19 protein-coding genes are annotated in these 17,323 nt (G+C 72.6%); 6 read left to right on the top strand and 13 right to left on the bottom strand.

The window, feature by feature from the left end:
• Window positions 1-179: 179 nt before the first annotated feature.
• From ACFWR9_RS10335 to ACFWR9_RS10320, 4 genes are all read right to left on the bottom strand, one after another.
• A complete protein-coding gene (locus tag ACFWR9_RS10335; RefSeq protein ID WP_383838524.1) occupies window positions 180-1,049 on the bottom strand; it encodes a GNAT family N-acetyltransferase in 870 nt (289 codons plus the stop codon).
• An 87-nt stretch (window positions 1,050-1,136) separates the two neighbouring features.
• Window positions 1,137-1,301, bottom strand: a complete 165-nt coding sequence (locus ACFWR9_RS10330; protein WP_359274138.1) for a hypothetical protein — start codon at window positions 1,299-1,301, stop codon at window positions 1,137-1,139.
• Window positions 1,298-2,422 (bottom strand): radical SAM protein, encoded by a 1,125-nt coding sequence (locus ACFWR9_RS10325; protein ID WP_383838521.1) that lies wholly within the window; start codon window positions 2,420-2,422, stop codon window positions 1,298-1,300. The genes ACFWR9_RS10330 and ACFWR9_RS10325 overlap by 4 nt, the downstream gene beginning before the upstream one ends.
• 238 nt (window positions 2,423-2,660) lie before the next feature.
• Window positions 2,661-2,891, bottom strand: coding sequence for a hypothetical protein (locus tag ACFWR9_RS10320; RefSeq protein ID WP_383838518.1), 231 nt, complete (start codon window positions 2,889-2,891; stop codon window positions 2,661-2,663).
• 506 nt (window positions 2,892-3,397) lie between these two features.
• Here ACFWR9_RS10320 and ACFWR9_RS10315 point away from each other — a divergent pair.
• Entirely contained in the window at window positions 3,398-4,651 is a 1,254-nt protein-coding gene (locus ACFWR9_RS10315) for a helix-turn-helix transcriptional regulator (RefSeq protein WP_383838515.1), read from the top strand.
• Between the two features lie 14 nt (window positions 4,652-4,665).
• Window positions 4,666-5,031 carry a hypothetical protein gene (locus tag ACFWR9_RS10310; RefSeq protein ID WP_383838512.1) on the top strand — a complete coding sequence of 122 codons (366 nt, stop codon included), beginning with the start codon at window positions 4,666-4,668 and terminating at the stop codon, window positions 5,029-5,031.
• Between the two features lie 158 nt (window positions 5,032-5,189).
• Here the strand turns inward: ACFWR9_RS10310 and ACFWR9_RS10305 are convergent, their stop codons facing one another.
• The 3 genes from ACFWR9_RS10305 to ACFWR9_RS10295 form a co-directional block, all read right to left on the bottom strand.
• The gene (locus ACFWR9_RS10305) at window positions 5,190-5,327 is read right to left on the bottom strand and encodes a hypothetical protein (protein WP_383838509.1); all 138 of its coding nucleotides are present in this window, start codon (window positions 5,325-5,327) and stop codon (window positions 5,190-5,192) included.
• A gap of 30 nt (window positions 5,328-5,357) precedes the next feature.
• The gene (locus tag ACFWR9_RS10300) at window positions 5,358-5,573 is read right to left on the bottom strand and encodes a hypothetical protein (RefSeq protein WP_383838506.1); all 216 of its coding nucleotides are present in this window, start codon (window positions 5,571-5,573) and stop codon (window positions 5,358-5,360) included.
• 417 nt (window positions 5,574-5,990) lie between these two features.
• Window positions 5,991-8,543: a helicase-associated domain-containing protein gene (locus ACFWR9_RS10295; RefSeq protein WP_383838503.1), complete on the bottom strand. Its 2,553-nt coding sequence runs from the start codon at window positions 8,541-8,543 to the stop codon at window positions 5,991-5,993.
• 138 nt (window positions 8,544-8,681) lie between these two features.
• Here ACFWR9_RS10295 and ACFWR9_RS10290 point away from each other — a divergent pair, with 138 nt between their 5' ends.
• Together ACFWR9_RS10290 and ACFWR9_RS10285 are read left to right on the top strand one after the other, a co-directional pair.
• On the top strand, window positions 8,682-9,671 hold the full coding sequence (locus ACFWR9_RS10290) for a hypothetical protein (protein WP_383838500.1): 990 nt from the start codon (window positions 8,682-8,684) through the stop codon (window positions 9,669-9,671).
• A 364-nt stretch (window positions 9,672-10,035) separates the two neighbouring features.
• On the top strand, window positions 10,036-10,692 hold the full coding sequence (locus ACFWR9_RS10285; protein ID WP_383838497.1) for an HAD family hydrolase: 657 nt from the start codon (window positions 10,036-10,038) through the stop codon (window positions 10,690-10,692).
• Here the strand turns inward: ACFWR9_RS10285 and ACFWR9_RS10280 are convergent.
• Together ACFWR9_RS10280 and ACFWR9_RS10275 are read right to left on the bottom strand one after the other, a co-directional pair.
• A complete protein-coding gene (locus ACFWR9_RS10280; RefSeq protein ID WP_383838494.1) occupies window positions 10,647-10,919 on the bottom strand; it encodes a hypothetical protein in 273 nt (90 codons plus the stop codon). The genes ACFWR9_RS10285 and ACFWR9_RS10280 overlap by 46 nt on opposite strands.
• A gap of 45 nt (window positions 10,920-10,964) precedes the next feature.
• A complete protein-coding gene (locus ACFWR9_RS10275) occupies window positions 10,965-11,546 on the bottom strand; it encodes a protoglobin domain-containing protein (protein ID WP_383838491.1) in 582 nt (193 codons plus the stop codon).
• Between the two features lie 318 nt (window positions 11,547-11,864).
• On the opposite strand from ACFWR9_RS10275, the gene ACFWR9_RS10270 reads away from it, so the two are divergent.
• Window positions 11,865-12,248: a cold-shock protein gene (locus tag ACFWR9_RS10270; protein WP_053132946.1), complete on the top strand. Its 384-nt coding sequence runs from the start codon at window positions 11,865-11,867 to the stop codon at window positions 12,246-12,248.
• 12 nt (window positions 12,249-12,260) lie between these two features.
• Here the strand turns inward: ACFWR9_RS10270 and ACFWR9_RS10265 are convergent, their stop codons facing one another.
• From ACFWR9_RS10265 to ACFWR9_RS10250, 4 genes are read right to left on the bottom strand one after another with little or no spacing between them, the layout of a single operon-like run.
• The gene (locus ACFWR9_RS10265) at window positions 12,261-13,109 is read right to left on the bottom strand and encodes a 1,4-dihydroxy-6-naphthoate synthase (protein ID WP_383838487.1); all 849 of its coding nucleotides are present in this window, start codon (window positions 13,107-13,109) and stop codon (window positions 12,261-12,263) included.
• Window positions 13,099-13,815, bottom strand: a complete 717-nt coding sequence (locus tag ACFWR9_RS10260) for a futalosine hydrolase (RefSeq protein WP_383838484.1) — start codon at window positions 13,813-13,815, stop codon at window positions 13,099-13,101. Before ACFWR9_RS10260 ends, ACFWR9_RS10265 begins: the two co-directional genes overlap by 11 nt.
• A gap of 23 nt (window positions 13,816-13,838) precedes the next feature.
• Window positions 13,839-14,351, bottom strand: a complete 513-nt coding sequence (locus ACFWR9_RS10255; protein ID WP_383838481.1) for a DUF2771 domain-containing protein — start codon at window positions 14,349-14,351, stop codon at window positions 13,839-13,841.
• 58 nt (window positions 14,352-14,409) lie between these two features.
• Window positions 14,410-15,801 carry an MFS transporter gene (locus tag ACFWR9_RS10250; RefSeq protein ID WP_383838479.1) on the bottom strand — a complete coding sequence of 464 codons (1,392 nt, stop codon included), beginning with the start codon at window positions 15,799-15,801 and terminating at the stop codon, window positions 14,410-14,412.
• A 344-nt stretch (window positions 15,802-16,145) separates the two neighbouring features.
• Between ACFWR9_RS10250 and ACFWR9_RS10245 the strand changes: the two genes are divergently transcribed.
• Complete coding sequence (locus tag ACFWR9_RS10245; protein ID WP_383838475.1) at window positions 16,146-17,072, top strand: DUF3027 domain-containing protein; 927 nt, start codon at window positions 16,146-16,148, stop codon at window positions 17,070-17,072.
• Window positions 17,073-17,323: the final 251 nt, after the last annotated feature.

The raw sequence follows: 17,323 nt of genomic DNA, 5'->3' as shown, positions 1-17,323 counted from the left end.
ATGGATTCAGGGCCGGAGATGACGACTCGCATGGTGGTGGATCGGGGCATCACTTCGAAGTAGTCGGCTTCGTCGCTGGCCCGGGTCGGCGACTGCCTGCCGAAGAGCTTTCCGATGGCTGCGGCGACTTCCTCAGTCCCAGTGGAGACACGCTACTTACGGCGGGCGAGATCTGGAGGCTACGCCCGTGTCGTGTGGCTGAAGCCGAGGGAGGCCAGTCCTTCAGATTGGCACAGCATGTCGGAGGGGCCGCCGACCTCGGTCTGGAGGAGCTGGTAAGCGGCACCGTGGCACTGGCCCCAGTGCATCGCGGCCCGCCAGAGGACGCGTCCCAGGCCCTGTCCTCGGGCCTCAGGCAGGACGGCGAAGTACTGGGGCAGGAGCTGGGGACATCCGATCGCGTCGCGGCGTACTTCCATGGGGCCGATCGCGCCCACGATGCGGTTCTCGACGGCAGCGGCGAGTACCGGGCCGCACCGGCCAGCCTGCATCTGCGTGTGAAGGAAGGCCAGGCCATCGGCGGCCATGGCCATGGCGAACGGGGCGAAGGTCTCCTGCACGGCGGCTGGCCAGTCGGCGACGGGGCGGACCGGGCCACCGGGGTCGGGGCACGGGCGGGCGGCGAAGTCCTGAAGCTGTATGCGGGTGCCGCGCGGGGATCTGGTCTCGGGGCCGAGCGGGCGCACGACCCTCGCGTTGACCGTGTCGTGCACGGCGGCGAGCTTCGCGGCCAATTCGGCGGCTTCATCCACGACGCTGCCGCAGTGCCCGTAGGCGAAGACCTTGACGGCGCCGCGTCCGCGTCGGGTCAGGGTGGGGATGAGGGTGTGGTCGGGTTGGTGCACCACGTCGCCGCGAAGGAGCACCTCGTCCTTCTCGCTGCTCCAGCGCCGGTCCTTGTCATAGTGAAGGAAGGACCGGTCGGTGACGGCCGCCCGCAGTGTGTCCTCGAAGAGGTCGACGGTGAGGACGTGAGGGTGGACGGGGCCGAGAGTAGGCACGATCGGCGCGGTCAATACGGGCCGGAGCCAGTCCCAGCGGAAGAACATGAGCGGCACCCTAACCGTCGGCCGGTCAGGGTCAGGCCCCGACGCGAACACGCCAGGGCCTGAACGGAACCGACTGGATTGCGTCGGTCAGTGGGGATTGTCGTCGCCAGCGTCGCAGGAGCACTCCGCGCTCTCCACGACGTCGTCCAGGTCCGGGACGGCGGTCACTGAGAGGGCGGCGACGGGCGGCGCCGCACGGCGCGCCGAGGCCGGCGGGCCGGGCAGAAGGGTCACCAGTACGGGCGGGGTCATGATCCGTTCTCCTTGTCTCCGTGTTGGCAGTAGCTGTGCAGCGGCGCCTTCGCCTCCTGATAGTGCTTGGCCAGGGGGCGGCAGACCCGGCAGTTGCCGGACAGGGCGCAGCCTTCGCACCCTCCGGTGCGAAGCATGAGGCGGTCGGCGATGGCGCCGAGCCGGGTGAGGCCGTCGATGCCTTCGGCCATGAGGTCGATCTGGTCGTCTCGGCCGACCTTGCAGATCGACACTTTGGCGTGCGGGTCGGCGTGGAAGAAGGTGTGTCCCGCGTTGCAGCCAGCGAACGGCTTGCGCTTCCGCAGGTGGGCGGCGGACTGGGCGAGTAGCGGCTCACCGCCGCCGTAGATCGTGGGCGTCATGTTCGTGTAGGCGTGGTTCTCGACGTTCCATTTGTCGGCGAGGGCGGCCATCTCCTCGGCCTCGGCCGCGTTGTCCTCGGTGACCACGACGTTGATACGCAGCTGCAGGTCCGCCTCGCGTGCGGCGTCCATGCCGCGTCGGAACGCCTTCCACGCGCCACGGCGCTGGGTGAGCGTGTCAAAAGATTCCTCGCTCGCTCCGTACATGCTGACGACCAACCGGTAGGGCGGGCAGTCGCGGAAGAGCTTGAGGAGGTCTCGTCGCCAGAGCAGCGAGCCGTTGGTGGAGACGGTGAGCATCATCCCGGCTTGCCAGGCGTACCGGTAGGCGCCCTGAAAGTGGGGGTCCATGGTGGGCTCACCACCAGTGATCTGGAGCCAGAGGACACCGGCCTCGCGCATGATGTCCAGCAGTCGCACCTTGTCCTCCCAGCCGAGCCCGGAGAAGGGACGCTCGCCGAGGTAGCAGTGCTTGCAACCGAAGTTGCAGCCGAGGTTGATCTCCCAGGAGGCGCGGCAGTAGCCGTACGGGGACGGATGGCGCACCAGCACCGTGCCCTGCGCGGATCGGCCGTTCAGGTCGATGCCCCAGACATCGGCTGCGGTCCGCACCGCCCAGGCGGGCAGCGCCTCACCATCGGCGACCGCTTGCCGGATGCCCTCGTAGTGGTCGTCGGGGATGCGGGCGCCTGCCCTCGCTCCGGGCTTGAGGAGCAGGTGCCCATCGAGGAACGGGGATGCGATCAGAGCGTGGGCCATCAGCGGCCCTCCTTCCGGATCATGGAACGTGACGGCTCACGTGCGCCTTGACGGCCGGCGCGACAATAGATCTCGCCGAGCCCGTTGCAGGTGCCGCATGACTTGCCGGACGAGTCGGCGCCACTGCCGCCGCAGTCCTCGCAGCTCTGGTTGCGAGGAGGGCGAAGGCGCCGGGTCTGCATTCCGCCAGGGGAGTCGGGGCGGGCGACGAGATACGCGCCGATGCGCAGGCTCGCGCTCAGCTGGTGCACGAGACCGCCTCCAGGGTGTCTTCCCAGGTGTGCTGCTCGGTGTGGTCGGCGAACAGACAGCAGCCCTCACCGTCGAGACCCGGGGCGACCACCGGGCAGTCCGGCAGTACGACCAGCTCCACTTCGGCCCTCCCGAGCCAGCGGAGCCACAGGGCGGTCCCGTACTCGCCGACGTCGTCGAGGAGGCCGTAGTGCTCACCGTCGTCGTGCGCGGACAACTGGCACTGCACAGTCCTGTCGACGCACTCCGCGGCCGACCTACCCCGTGCTTCCTGCACCAAGTCCAGGAGCACCTGGTGCCAGTGAGTGCACCGCATCACGACTCCACCCCAGGGGAGGCTTCGGAGTGCGGGGACTGGTCCGTGCAGCGCGAGCACGTGCATGGCGGAAAGCCAATGAGGTTGTCGACAATCACCGGATTCTCGACCTCCCATACCTCCGTCCGCTGGCCCCAAGTCCGGCCGGAGTCACGCGAGACCCTGAGCGTCATGAGGACTCGATGCTCAGCCCCCGGGCCCTGCATCCGCGTATTCCTGTCTGGCTCGCGCGCCAGAGCCTCGCCACTCGTGGTCATGACCGAACTCCTCTGTGAATCCCGCTGCTCGTCCGGGCAACATCCAGGAAAGCGCCAGGAGTCGGAGGTCTCCACGGCATCAATGCGGCAGTCTTGACGCAGGTCCGTGCACGGGCACCGAAGGGGCCGAAGCCGCGGGAAAGGGGCGCCATGGAACTGGCGGAACGGCGCAGGGCTCTGGGCTACAGTCAGGAGAAGTTGGCCCATTTGCTCGGCGTGGACCGGACAACGGTCGGACGCTGGGAAAGTGGCAAAGTCGCTCCTCAGCCGCCCCAGCGACGGGGCTTGGCCGCCGCCCTCGAAGTCAGCCTCCGAGAGCTGGACATCCTCCTGAAGCCGCCAAGATCCGCAGGCCAGGAGGCTGCCGGGCACCAGTTCAGTGACGCCCCGAGCGCGGGAGACCCCGACGAAATGATCCGCCGTGAGTTCCTCCGGATACTGACTGTCAGCGGGGCTTTGACCGTCCTGCCGGTCGAGGAGGCCGAGGCCCTGACCGAGGGCGTCCGTCGCGGAGTGCCTGCCGACTTCGCGCGTATGAACAGACACCTCTGGCAGGTCTACCAACTGGCTCGCTCCAAGGGCTCTGTCTATCCCGTCGTCCGGGACCAGTTGACGACCCTGAACGAGGCGCTGGCGAGCAACCGTGGAAGTGCACGGGCCCTGCTGAGCGCGGCGGCCGACCTCTTTCAGTTGGCCGGGGAGGTGGCGTTCGACGGCAATCGGTACTCCGACGCAGTTGCTTCGTACTCGCTCGCTGCGTCGGTCAGTAAGGACGCCGAGGCGTACGACTTGTGGGCATGCGCGCTCGTCCGTCACGCCTACGTGGACATGTCCGAGCAGCGGTACCGGCAGGCTGCGCAGATGCTTGGCGCGGCCGAGCGACTGGCCGACCGAGGGGACAGCAACCTCTCGACTCGGCATTGGGTCGCTTCCGTCCAAGCCGAGGCATGTGCCGGCCTTGGAGACCTGGACGCGTGCGAGCGCGCGATGGGCCGGGCAGAGGCCGTTCGCGATCTCACCGCGGACAGCACCAACGGTGGATGGCTCCGGTTCGGCGGAGCGCGTCTGGCAGAGGAACGGGGGTCGCGTTACGTACAGCTGGGCCGTCTCGACCTGGCGGAGAACGCTTTGAGGGGTGCCCTGGAGCAGACAGCTTTGGCGTCCGGGCAGTCGTACCGGCGACGGGGAGCAGTGCTCACCGACCTGGCCGCCATCGGTGCGAAGCGGCGGGACGTCGAACAGGTTGTGGCGTATGGCAGGGAAGCCATCGAGCTGGCCCGATCCTCCGGGTCCGGGTACGTCGCCCGTAGACTCCAAACCCTGTGCGACGAGTTCGGTCCCTTGAGCCGCGACCACCGCGTGGCGGAGCTGAGAGAGGAGATCGTCGCTTTGAGCACGCCGTGACGAGAGGGGTAAGCATGTCGCAGACCGAGGGTGCACGAGTGTTCCGGGAAGCCTGGATCGCGGGAGTCCGCCAGCACTTCCCGGGAGAACCGAAGGCCGGCTATGTCACGCCGTGGGACGACACCCCGCAGTGGGAGCGCGAGGCCGCGGGTTCCGTCTACGAGCAAGTCCGTCACTTCATCGAGATCAGCGGCGGCACTACGGCACGGCTGTCCCGCGAGCAGAAGAGCCGCTTCGTCGCGACGTGCTGGACGGCGCAGATGTTCAAGCACTTCGAGGACCCGAAGCCGGGCTACGTGGCCGACTGGCCCGACCTCCCGTCGTGGCAGCAGGAGAGCGACGCCGACATCTTCGAGGCCATCGAGAAGGCACGGAGCTGATCGCTGGTGAGCTCTCGACCTGATACAAGGCCGAGAGCACGGCCTGGGCTGGGCCAATAGGGCTGGACCATCGCTGCCGCGTCGCAGCCTCGGCTGGTGGTTGTAGCCGACGCCTGGTCGCTTGCGGCCACCTCACTCTGTGTATGCCGCCGGGCCCGTCAGTGGCCTTCGCGCTTGGTCACCTGGGTCGGCCACTGGGCAACGGGAATGGCAGAGCCAAGTAATTCCAGTAGGACCGGCATCAGGATGAGCGGGAACTCTTGCAGGAGGGCCTGGTTGACGGCAACGACGGCCAAACGTCCAGTTTGCCTGATCGCGCCGCCGGGCTACTTGAGACCGATGTTGTTGATCAGCGGCCCCTCGATGGTGACGCCCTCGGTGACCAGGGGTTCCGCCCCGGTGGCCGGCAGCGGGAGCGGCAGCGCGGTGGCCTTGGGGGCGAGCGCGCCGAACAGCGCCGCGGCGGTGATCAGGGCAGCGACGGAGACGGCGACGGCGGAGCGGACGGTGGAGCGGAGGGGTTCGGCGGTCTTGGGACGCATGAGGGGCCTTCCGGGGGCGAGGGGGGCGAGGGGGGAGGGGAGGGAAGGTGATCCGGAGCGGGCCGGGCCCAGGGGGACTGGGCGCCCGGCCCGCCGGAAGGGGATGCGGGGGATCAGAGCCTGATCAGAGGGCGATCAGAGGGGCGGTCAGAGGGTGAGGCCTCCACCGAGGTCGATGCCGATCGCGGCGGCCTCGGCGGCGAACGCCGCGATCAGCGTCGCGGTGGAGGTCAGGACGGTGGCGACTCGACGAACGGCAGTACGCATCGGGTTCTTCCTTTCGGTTTCGGTTCAGGACACCGGGTGGCTGCCCGACCGCCGACAGGTCGATGCGGTTTATGAAAAAAGCTCCCTCTCAGGTGCGAATCACCCGGCGTGGCGTGCATGAACCGGCCCGTACGCCCGAAAGAGGGCGTGTCACGTCACGTCGTCGGCCAGTTCCGCCACGCCCGTGACGCGGTGCAGCGGATAGGTGCGCACCTCGTCCGCCGTGTGGTCGTACGCCGTGACGAAGCCGCCCTCCACCCGGATCGGGGCGATCACGCGCTGACTGGCGGAGCCCTCCGCGTTCACGTAGCCGATCCACAGCGCCTCGCCGGTCAGCACGGCCGCCTGCATGGTCGCCAGCGTCTCGGCGGCGCCCGTGCGGGGCAGCTCGCCGCCCGGGGCACCGCCCTCGCCGCCCCCGGGGCCCGGCTTGCGCGGGGCCGTGGAGGCCAGGTCGCCCGCCCGGACGGCGCGGATCGCGGCCGCCAGCAGGGTGTCGTCGGGCGCCGGCGGACCGTCCGGGACCGGCTCCGGTGCCGCCCGCGGCGGGGTGCGGTGGGCGTCGGCGCGCGCGATCAGCACGTCGCCCGCGGCGGACTCGGCGGCCGGCGCGAACCCCATCGCGCGCAGCCCCTCCAGCAGCGCCGCCGGGTCGGCCTGCGCGGCCAGCACGGTCGGCGCCAGCCGGCGCAGGCCCAGGCCGGCGCCCCGCCGGTCGGCGAGGATCTCGTCCAGCGTCGCGTCGTCGTCGCAGCGCACGTACGCCGAGGCCGCGCCCACCCGCAGTTGCCCGTGCCGCCGGGCCACGTCGTCGATCAGGTACGTCAGGGGCTGCGGCACCGGCGTGCGGGAGTGCCGGGCGAGGAACGTGTGCAGGTCGGCGGCGGTCTGCCCGGCGTCCAGCGCACGGCGCACGGAGCCCGGCGTGAACCGGTAGACGGTCGCCCCGCCCTTGGACTCCACGTCCGCGCTCACCCCCAGCAGGTCGGCCAGCTCATGCTCCAGCGGCCCCGGCGCCACCGCCGTCAGGTCGGCCTGGAGCAGCACGTGGTCCAGCGGTTCCGGGAGGAGCGGCGCGAGCAGCCGGGCGGCGAGCGCGGCGGCGGCGGCCCGTTCGCCGGGGGCCGGGGGAGCGGGCGGCGCGGGCGTGCGGTGGTGGACGGGAAGCTTGTCGCCGGGGCCCTCGGGCGCCTTCGCCGGGTGCGGCGGCTCGGGCGCCCCGATCAGCGCCCGCCCCGGCGCGGCCAGCGCGCCGCGGCCGGTGACGCCCAGCAGCTCGGCCTCGGACAGCGTCCACCGGGCGAGCCGGGTCCGCAGGTCGTCCTCCCGCCGGTCCCGCTCGGGGCCGCGCAGGGGACGCTCCCAGCGCAGCCGGGCCAGCACCGACTCCTCCGTGGGCGAGGCTCCCTCGGGCAGGCCCGCCAGCAGGGCCAGCACCCGGTGCCGTACCTCCGGCGCCGCCGAACGGTCCAGGTTCGGGCCCAGCGCCGAGAGCGTCCGGTCCTTCGCGTCCCGCCCGCCGACCACACCCGACGTCCGGGTCGCCGTCAGCCACGTCTGCGCGAGGCCCGCCCAGCGCTCGGCGGGCGGCAGCTCCCGCCACTCGTCGTACGCCGGGGTCGGCGCGTACCGCTCTTCCGGCTCGCCGTCGGAGGCGATCAGCCCGGCCGCGTAGGCCAGTTCCAGCCAGAACGCGGCGACCGGCTCGGGGAGGTCCAGGGCGACGGCCGTGCGCTTCAGGTCGCGCACGCTCAGCCCGCCGGCCCGCAGCACCGTCGGGCCGCCCTCGTCCCACTCCTTCAGCAGCTCCGCCACGGTCGCCAGCGCCGCGAGGGCCTGCCCGGCCGCGGTGGCGTCCACAACCTGTGGGCGGTGCGTGGCGGCGGCCTCCACCGCCGGCGGCGCCGGCTCGGGCGTCCGGTGCGCGCGGCCCGCGCGCAGGTGCAGGGCGACCTCGCGGGGCAGGACGACCGTGCCGGGCGCGGTCGGCAGCAGCAGGCCGCGGTCGAGGAGCGCGCGCAGGTGCGCCGCCGGGTCGTGGGTGACCTGCCCGTACGGGGGTCCCCACACCAGCCGGGCGAGCACCTCCCGCGACTCCTCGGGCAGCCCGGCGAGCAGCGCCGTCATCCGCCGCCGGTGGGCGAACAGGGTGCCGAGCGCGGTCACCGCGGACACGGAGTCGTGGGTCGAGGGCAGGCCGACGGCGGTCAGGAGCTCCTGGATCCGCCCCGGCGACATCCCGGCGGTCGCCTCCCGCACGGTGGGCCCAAGACCCGTCGGGGACGGGTGCTGCGGGGAGGGCGCGAGCAGCTCACGGGCGGTGCGCACCAGCCGCAGCCGGTCGTCGGCGCCCCACACCAGGGCCTGCTCGCGCAGCAGGGCGACGGCCCGGGGCAGCGCCGCGGAGACGGCCGGGTCCTCGTCGTCACCCGCCATCAGACGGAGCAGCTCGCCGTACGGCGCCGGGTCCGACGCCACGGCCAGCGCCTGAGCCGTCTGGAGCGCGAACCGGTCCAGCCGCTCCAGCGCCCGCACGACCGAGGCCCGGGTGCCGGCCCGGGTGGCGAGCTGCGTGAGGTCGGTGGGCACGGGAGTGATGAGGTCGGGACGGCTGCGCAGGAGGGCGGCCAGCGAAACGTCGTCCCGGACACGGAGCGCCTCCGCGAGGGACCGGGGGGCCGCGGACTTCTCCTCGGTGCTCATCCTGCCCACGTTAGCGGGTGGGGGTGACGGCGGGGCGGCGCGTACGCCGGTGCCGGGCGTGGGGGTGTCCGCCGTCCACGGGAGGATTCGGTACCTTCGTGCGACGGGCTACCACAACACACCGCCCCGGAGGGGTCCGTGGGGATCGAGAGCGACCAGGTCGTCTACGAGTATCTGAGCCGCGTCGGCGACGTGGCCCAGCAGCGGCAGCTGCCGTCGGCCGCGCGCATGCGGCTGGTCTCCGAGCTGCGCAACGAGATCGACCGGCACCGGGCCAGGACCACCGTGGACAGTCCCGCCGCCGTCCGGCGCATCCTGGACCGGCTCGGCAGCCCCGACGACCTCGTCGACGCGGCGGGCGGCACCAGCGGGATCCGGCGGGCACCGGTGCCGCCACCGACCGCGGTGCCCGAGCAGCGGGACACGGACCCCCAGAAGACCGAGCGCCGCAAGGGCCTGCGGCGGAACGCGCCCGAACGCCCGCCCGAACCGCCGGCCGCCTCACCGCCGCACCTGGCGAGCGCGCAGGAACTGGGCGGCGGCACCGGTCCGCGGCCGGACTGGTGGCGGGTGGAGGGCGGCCCGTTCGCCGGCGTGGGCGACAGCGTGCCCGGGTTCGTCGGCGGGGTGGAGATCCCGGAGCTGCTCAAGCCGCCGCCGAAGCGGGAGGCCGAGGCGGAGAAGAAGGACGGCCCCGCCGCGAAGCCCGCCGTGGAGGCTGTGGAGGAGCCGGTCCCCGCCGGCAGGACACGCCGCCTGCGACGCCTGCCCCGCCCATGGCCCGAGGGCGGCTGGAACAACCCCCTGCTGCTGCTCGCCGCCGGGCTCCTGGTCGTCGGCGCCGCCCTCGGCAACCTCGTCGCCCTGGGCCTGGGCTGGCTCATCGCCTACCTCTCGCGCCGCCTGACCCCGGCCCAGTCGAAGTGGGCGGTCCTGGGCCTGCCCGGCACGGTCGCCGCCGCCGGCGTGGTCTGGCTCTGGGGCCGCACGGAGGGCCGCTGGGGCGACCCCATCGCCGAGGGCCACATGAACGACGCGATCACCGAAACCTGGCCCTGGATCCTCCGCGGCGCCGCCATCGCCACGTCCCTGTACCTCCTCCGGCACTCCCGCCGCCCACGGGGCTGAGCGGGCGCGCCCCCCTCACCGCGGGGTGCCGGATGGGCACCTCCCGCGCCGTCGTGGCCGGCAGGCGCCCGGTGCCGGATCCGGCCGGGGGGCGCGCATCGGGCCGCGTGGTGGCCGGGCGCGGGCGTTCGGTGGCCCGACCTGCGACGTGGTCTCGCTCCGGGGTGATGGCGCGCGTTGCGGCGCTGCCCGGGTGCCGGGTGGGTGCCCCGCGTGCCGGTGCGGCGGGCAGGTGGCCGGGCGCGGCTCCGGGCGGAGGCGTCCGTGGCGGGCGGCTGACCGGGCGGCGCGCTCTCGGGGAAGGCGGCGCGCTCTCGGGGAGGGGCCGGCCGGGGGGATGCGCGGGACCTGCACAATGGGGGCCATGGTCTTCACCACCCGTACCGCGCCCACCGTCGGGTTCGATCTCGACATGACGCTGATCGACTCGCGGCCCGGCATCCGGGCCTGCTACCTGGCGCTGAGTGAGCGGACGGGGACGTACGTCGACGCCGACCTGGCCGTGACGCGGCTCGGGCCGCCGCTCGCCGAGGAGCTGGCCAACTGGTTCCCGGCCGAGGAGATCGCCGCCACCGCCGACCTCTACCGGCAGATGTACCCGGCGTACGCGATCGAGCCGACGCTCGCGCTGCCCGGCGCCCGGGAGGCCGTCGCCGCCGTACGCGCGGCAGGCGGGCGGACGCTCGTCGTCACCGCCAAGTACGAACCCAACGCCAAGCTGCACCTGGCCCACCTCGGCATCGAGCCGGACGCCGTGGTGGGCGACCTGTGGGCCGAGCAGAAGGCCGTCGCGCTGCGCGAGCACGGCGCGGACGTCTACGTCGGCGACCACGTCGGCGACGTCCGCGGAGCCCGGGCCGCGGGCGTCCGCTCCGTGGCGGTGGCCAGCGGCCCGTGCGACGCCGAGGAGCTGCGCGCGGCCGGCGCGGACGTGGTCCTGGCCGACCTGACGGAGTTCCCGGAGTGGCTCGCGGGTTACGGCGACGGTGAGGCCGACGGACCGGCCGCCGCGCGGGCCTGACGGCGCCCGGCCGCGATCGACTGGAACACCCCCGCCCCGGCGATCAGGAAGCCCACGCCCATCAGCATGCTCAGGCCGAACATGTAGGTGGGAAACGGCGTCGTCCCCAGGAGCAGCGGGGCCACGGTGACCAGAGTGGCCACCGTACCGACGAAGAAGACGATCGCACCGGCGCGGATCAGCCGGTCGCCGGGCGCGGCGGAATTCGATTGGGTTTGTTCACGCACCCGACCAGGGTAGTTCGCAGCCCCGGGGCGCGGGGTCATCGCGGTTCACCACTGGTCAGCTGCGTACGGCTGGAGCCAAAGGGCGGTCTGCAGCGTCACCGACTTGAACCATGCCTGGTACATGCTTTCCACGGCTGCTTCGTCGTGGCCCTTGTTGGCCAGGAACGGTCGCATCGTGGCAGTGATCGGATAGATGAACGCCACCATATAGCGCAGGGCGACGGGGCCTACGGAGTCTGCTCCGTCGGTCTGGTTCTTCTTGTCCTTCGTATGGCGCAGGCCGATCTCGTGCGCATACGACAGCCACTCCTCGTCGTGCGGGCGACGACAGGTGTCCATGATCCACTGGCCGAATCGGGCGCGGACACGCGTCAGGTAGTCGTCCAGGACCGTGCCGTCCGGGGTCGCGAAGTAGGCGACGAGGTGCGGATGCGAGGCGACGAATCCGTACCAGACGTCCAAGACGTCCTCAACCTGGTCCTCCAGTACGTCACCGGCCATGCGCAGGGCCTGCTCGTCCTCGGCGGTGAAGAGAACACTCGCCTCCAGCTTGGCCAGCTCCGCCCTCGAGACCGGGCCGGGTGGAGTCGAGCCGTAGTCGTAACCGGCAGGGCGCTGTGCGCTCATGGAGAACCGCCTCGTTTCTCGTGTCCGGGATCAAAGCGGTACCGCGTGACAGGCCGTCGTCGCACGATCTTGAGGTGTGTCGACCGAACGGATACCTGATCGGGTGATCACGAGAACACGGCAAACCGAGGGGGAGCCTCATGACATGGTCGTCACGCTTCCCTCGTCCGACTGAGCCTCTGGCCCGTCACTCAACGCGCATAGGGGCTCAGGCCCGTTTTAAGGCGTGTTCCCGTGGAGAGACCCCCGGTAGGGTGTCCTGGCAGCGGTTCGACCGGCGTCGGTAATCGTCCGGGACTGATCGAGGGAGCGTGTGCTTTGCCGACTGGCAAGGTCAAGTGGTTCAACAGCGAGAAGGGCTTCGGCTTTCTCTCCCGCGACGACGGCGGTGACGTCTTCGTGCACTCCTCGGTCCTCCCCGCCGGAGTCGAGGCGCTGAAGCCCGGCCAGCGCGTGGAGTTCGGCGTCGTCGCCGGGCAGCGCGGCGACCAGGCCCTGTCCCTGACCCTGCTGGACCCGGCCCCGTCGGTCGCGGCCGCCCAGCGCAAGAAGCCCGACGAACTGGCCTCCATCGTCCAGGACCTGACGACCCTCCTGGAGAACATCACGCCAATGCTGGAGCGCGGCCGCTACCCCGAGAAGACCGCCGGCAAGAAGATCGCCGGCCTGCTCCGCGCCGTCGCCGACCAGCTGGACGTCTGACCCGCCCGCCCGTCAGGGAAACGCCAGCGCGTCCGGGCCGAGGGCCGGCACCAGTCCCTCGGCCGCCGCGCGCGTCAGCAGGCCCCGGACCGCCGCGTAGCCGGCCTCGCCGAGGCCGGCCGTGAACTCGTTGACGTACAGCCCGATGTGCTGGTCGGCGACGGCCGGGTCCATCTCCTGCGCGTGCTCCATGACGTACGGCCGGGAGGCCTCCGGGTCGTCCCAGGCCGCGCGGACCGAGGCGCGGACCGCGTCGGCCAGCCGGGTCAGGGCCTCCGCGCCCAGCGACCGCCGGGCGATGATCGCGCCGAGCGGGATCGGCAGCCCGGTGGTGTGCTCCCAGTGCTCGCCCATGTCGGCGAGCTTGTGCAGCCCGTAGTTCCGGTACGTGAAGCGCGCCTCGTGGATCACCAGGCCCGCGTCCACCTTCCCGTCCCGCACGGCCGGCATGATCTCGTGGAACGGCATCACGACGATCTCGCCGACGCCGTCGGGCACCGTGTCCGCCGCCCACAGGCGGAACAGCAGGTACGCCGTCGACGTCTCGCTCGGCACCGCGACCGTACGGCCGCGCAGGTCCGCGTCCGCCTCCCGGGTCAGCACCAGCGGCCCGCAGCCCCGGCCCAGCGCGCCCCCGCAGGGCAGCAGGGCGTACTCGTCGAGGACGTACGGCAGCACGGCGTACGACACCTTCAGCACGTCCAACTCGCCGCGTTCGGCCATGCCGTTGGTGATGTCGATGTCCGCGAAGGTCACGTCGAGGGCGGGCGCGCCCGGCACCCGGCCGTGGGCGAGGGCGTCGAAGACGAAGGTGTCGTTCGGGCAGGGCGAGTACGCGATCCGCAGGGTCTCAGCGGTCATGTCTGTCATGTGGGGCATGTGGGTTCCAACTCCTGAGGACGGGTGCGAGCTTCCCGAAGGCGTCCGTCAGCGCCGCGAGGGCCTCGCCGATGCGCCAGGCGGCGCGGTCGCGCGGGCCGACCGGGTTGGAGACGGCGCGCAGTTCCAGTACCGGCACCCCGTGCGCGGCGGCGGCCTCGGCGACGCCGAAGCCCTCCATCGCCTCGGCCAGCGCGCCCGGGTGGCGGGTGCGCAGCAGCGCGGCGCGTTCGGCGGTGCCGGTGACGGTGGACCCGGTCAGGACGGTGCCGGGGCGGGCCCCGGTCGCGGCGGCGACGGCCCGCACCAGGCCGGGCGGCGGGTGGTGGGTGACGGTGCCGAAGCCGAGGTCGGTGACCGGCAGGAAGCCGTCGGCGGTCTCGGCGCCCAGGTCGGCGGCGGTGATCGCGTCGGCGACGACGAGCGAGCCGACCGGCGCGTCCGGCACGAAGCCGCCGCCGATGCCGGCCGAGACGACCAGGCCGTAGGGGGCGCCGTCGAGGGCCGCGGCGGTCAGGGCGGCGGCGGTGCAGGCGGCGGCGAGGGCGGGACCGACCCCGGCGGCCAGCAGGTCCGGGCCGCCGTCCGGGAGGCGGTGCAGGGCCACCCCGGGACGGGACAGCTCGGCGGCCGGCGCCGGGAACGCCCGAGCCACCGCGTCCCGTTCGGCGGGGACCGCGGTGGCCACGAGAACGCGCGTGGAGGACGTGGTCAGTCGTCCTTCGTCAGCTTGAAGGACCACAGACCGGTGGCCTCCTCGCTGTCGTCCTTGCCGTCACCGGCCTTGATGGTGACCAGCGTGGAGTCGCCCTGGGCGCCGTACTGGGCGTTGAAGAACACGCTGCCCGGGACCGTCCGGTAGGTGTTGTCCGTGTCGTCGGTCAGCTGCTGACCGTTCATCAGGATCGTCCAGCGCTCGTCGGCGACCTCCGGGTCGACGCCGAAGCGGACCGTGTCGTCGGCGTTGACCGAGATGGACTTGACGTCGTCGTCCTGCAGGCACTCCTGGATCTCGGCGGTCTCCAGGGTCTTGCCGTGCCCGCCGCAGGTGGCGTCGGAGCTGACCGAGTCACTGCCGACCGTGACCGTGGCCATGGGCGTGGGCTTGTCACAGGCGGACAGCAGGAGCAGTCCGGCGGATACCGCGCCGGCGGCGGCGACGGCGCGGCGGCGCCGCACAGCGCCGTGTCCGAGGGCGGCAGTGCCGCGGAGCAACGTGGTCATGGGCGAAGGCTATCTGGCGCCCGCGGCCCGGCCCCCACCTGGGTACGGCGTGGCGTGATCACGCCACCCTGGGTCGGGCGGGTCCGCCGTGCCGCGCCGAGCCGACCAGCCCCCGTACGGTCGTCAGCCACCCGGCGGCGATGATCGCGGCGCCCACCGACAGGCCCAGCGTGCCGTTGAGGGGCAGCACGATACCGACCGCCCCGCCGAGCACCCAGGAGACCTGGAGCAGCGTCTCCGAGCGGGCGAACGCCGAGGTGCGGACGAGTTCCGGCACGTCCCGCTGGATCAGCGCGTCCAGGGACAGCTTGGCCAGCGCCTGCGCGAACCCCGCGACCGCCGCCAGACACGCCACCAGGACGGCGCTGAAGAACACCGCGGACGTGACCGCCGCGCCCAGCACGATCGCGACCACCGTCACGATGATGATCTCCGGCGCCCGGGACCGCAGCCACGCCCCGACCGCCGTGCCCAGCGCGTTCCCCGTACCGGCCGCGACGCCCACGATCCCCAGCGACACCGCCGCGCTCTGCCCGGACAGCGGATGCACCCGCAGCAGGAAGGCCAGGAAGAAGATCAGGAAGCCGGTCAGACAGCGGATCGCGGCGTTGGCGGCCAACGCGTGCGTCACCGCCGGGCCCACCGTGCGCAGCCCAGGCCGCTTGCTCCGCTTGCGCAGCGGACCGTGCAGATGGTCCTCGTCGGCGGCGAGCAGCGCCCGGGCCTCGCCGCGCGCCGAGTCCACCGTGTGCGGCAGCGTGAACGACAGCACGGTGCCCGCCACGAAGATCACGAACGCGCCGTACAGCGGCCAGCGCGGCCCGACCTGCTGGAGCCCCGCCCCGATCGGCGCGGCGACACCGGTGGCGAGCAGCCCGCAGAGCGTGACCCGGGAGTTCGCCTTGACCAGGGAGAAACGGGGTGGCAGCAGCCGTGGCACCACCGCGCTTCTGACCACGCCGTACGCCTTCGAGGCGACCAGCACGCCGAGCGCGGCCGGGTACAGCTCGATGCTGCCGGTGATGACGGCCCCCGACAGCACCAGCGCGAGCAGCGCCCGCGCGGCCATCGCGCACGCCATCGCCGCGCGGCGGCCGTGCGGCACCCGGTCCAGGAGCGGGCCGATCACCGGCGCGAGCAGAGTGAACGGCGCCATGGTGATGGCCAGGTACAGCGCGACCCGGCCGCGCGCCTCGTCGGTGGGGACGGAGAAGAAGACGGTGGAGGCGAGGGCGACGGTGATCATGACGTCCCCGGCGCCGTTCACCCCGTGCAGCTCGATCAGCTTGCCGAGGCCCGACTCTCCGGCGCCGTGCGCGTGCGTCGCTTTCCGGATACCGCGCGCGGTCCCGGTCACCGGCAGGCGAAGCGCGCGGCCGAGCGCGCGGAACCGCGGGCCGGGGCCACGCCGCCGGCTCCCGCCCTTGAACTCCGTGCGTGCGGCTGCCACCCCGTCATAGTGCCCCGAGAGCGGGGGCTATAGCGTCCTATCGGCACGGATGGCGGTGATCGAGTCGGGTGACAGGGACGCCGGCGCCGAGGGGGAACACCGGACCGTACCCCGCCGAAACTCCCGTCGGTGTAGGCCCAGCGCACATGAGCAGGTAGCGTGCCTAGCGCGCCGTGGCGAACGTTCTCGGCCGCGCGCCTTACGGCCATCCCGCAGAATGGATGACGTAGGTGTGCCCGAGCGCGATCGGGCGCGGACGTCGACGCGGTCCACAGGTCCGCTCCGTCCGCCCCTCGCAGGCAGCGGCGCACTCGTGAGACGGCGTATGGAGAGAAGCGATACCTGTGAGCGCAGCGACAACGCGAAGCCGCACCCCTGACCGCCTGTGCGCCGAGGCCCTCGACCTCGCCCGCGCCGCAGCCGAGGAGGCAGCCGCCCCCGGCGTCGTCGGCGAGTACGAGGGCCTGGTGTCGGAGGGTGACCGGGTCGTCACCCACTACTTCGTCTGCAAGGAGATGGGCTACCGCGGCTGGCGCTGGGCCGTCACCGTGGCCCGCGCCTCCCGCGCCAAGATCGTCACGGTGGACGAGGCGGTGCTGCTGCCCGGCCCCGACGCGCTGCTCGCCCCCGAGTGGGTGCCGTGGAGCGAGCGGCTGCGCCCCGGCGACATGGGCCCCGGCGACCTGCTGCCCACCGACGCGGAGGACCTGCGTCTGGAGCCCGGCTGGACCGGAGAGGACGAGCCGCCGCCGAACTCCGCCGTCTCCCACGAGATGGCCGACCTGGTCGAGGCCGAGGACGCGGAGGTGACCGCCGGGCCGCCCGCAGAGCTGACCACCGTGCCGGCCCGCGGCACCATCTCGGCGGTCGCCGAGGAACTGGGCCTGCGCCGCACGAGGGTCCTGTCCCGGTACGGGCTGCACGTCGCCGCGGACCGCTGGGAGGACGGCTACGGCCCGAAGACCGCGATGGCCCAGGCGGCCCCCGCGTCCTGCGTCAGCTGCGGCTTCCTGGCCCGGATCGGCGGCTCGCTCGGGCAGGCCTTCGGCGTGTGCGCCAACGAGTTCTCCCCGGCGGACGGGCACGTGGTGTCGCTGGCCTACGGGTGCGGCGGGCACTCCGAGGCGGCGGTCATGCCGAAGCCGCCGCGGGTGGCTCCGCCGGTGATCGACGAGACGCGGGTGGATCCGTTTCCGCTGCGGCCGGCGTCGGACTCGGGGTCCGTTTCCGTGGCGGAGGACGAGGCGTCGGCGGAGCTGGGGCATTCGTAGCGTGCGGGTGCGTCCCTAGGGGGTGCGGGTGCGGGTGCGTCCCTAGGGTGTGCGGGTGCGGGTGCGTTGTGGCTCGCGTCCACGGGGGCTGCGCCCCCGGACCCCCCTTCGGCCTTGACGGCCTCGTCCTCAAACGCCGCCCGGGCTGGATGGTGCTGCCCGGGCTGGATGGTGCCGCCCGCGCCGGATGGTGCCGCCCGGGCTGGATGGTGCCGCCCGGGCTGGATGATGCGGCCCGGGCTGGATGGTGC

It is taken from the genome of Streptomyces sp. NPDC058534, assembly GCF_042717365.1.
Classification (GTDB): domain Bacteria; phylum Actinomycetota; class Actinomycetes; order Streptomycetales; family Streptomycetaceae; genus Streptomyces.
The sequence above is the reverse complement of the archived record's forward strand: the minus strand, read 5'-3'. Positions and strand labels throughout refer to the sequence as shown.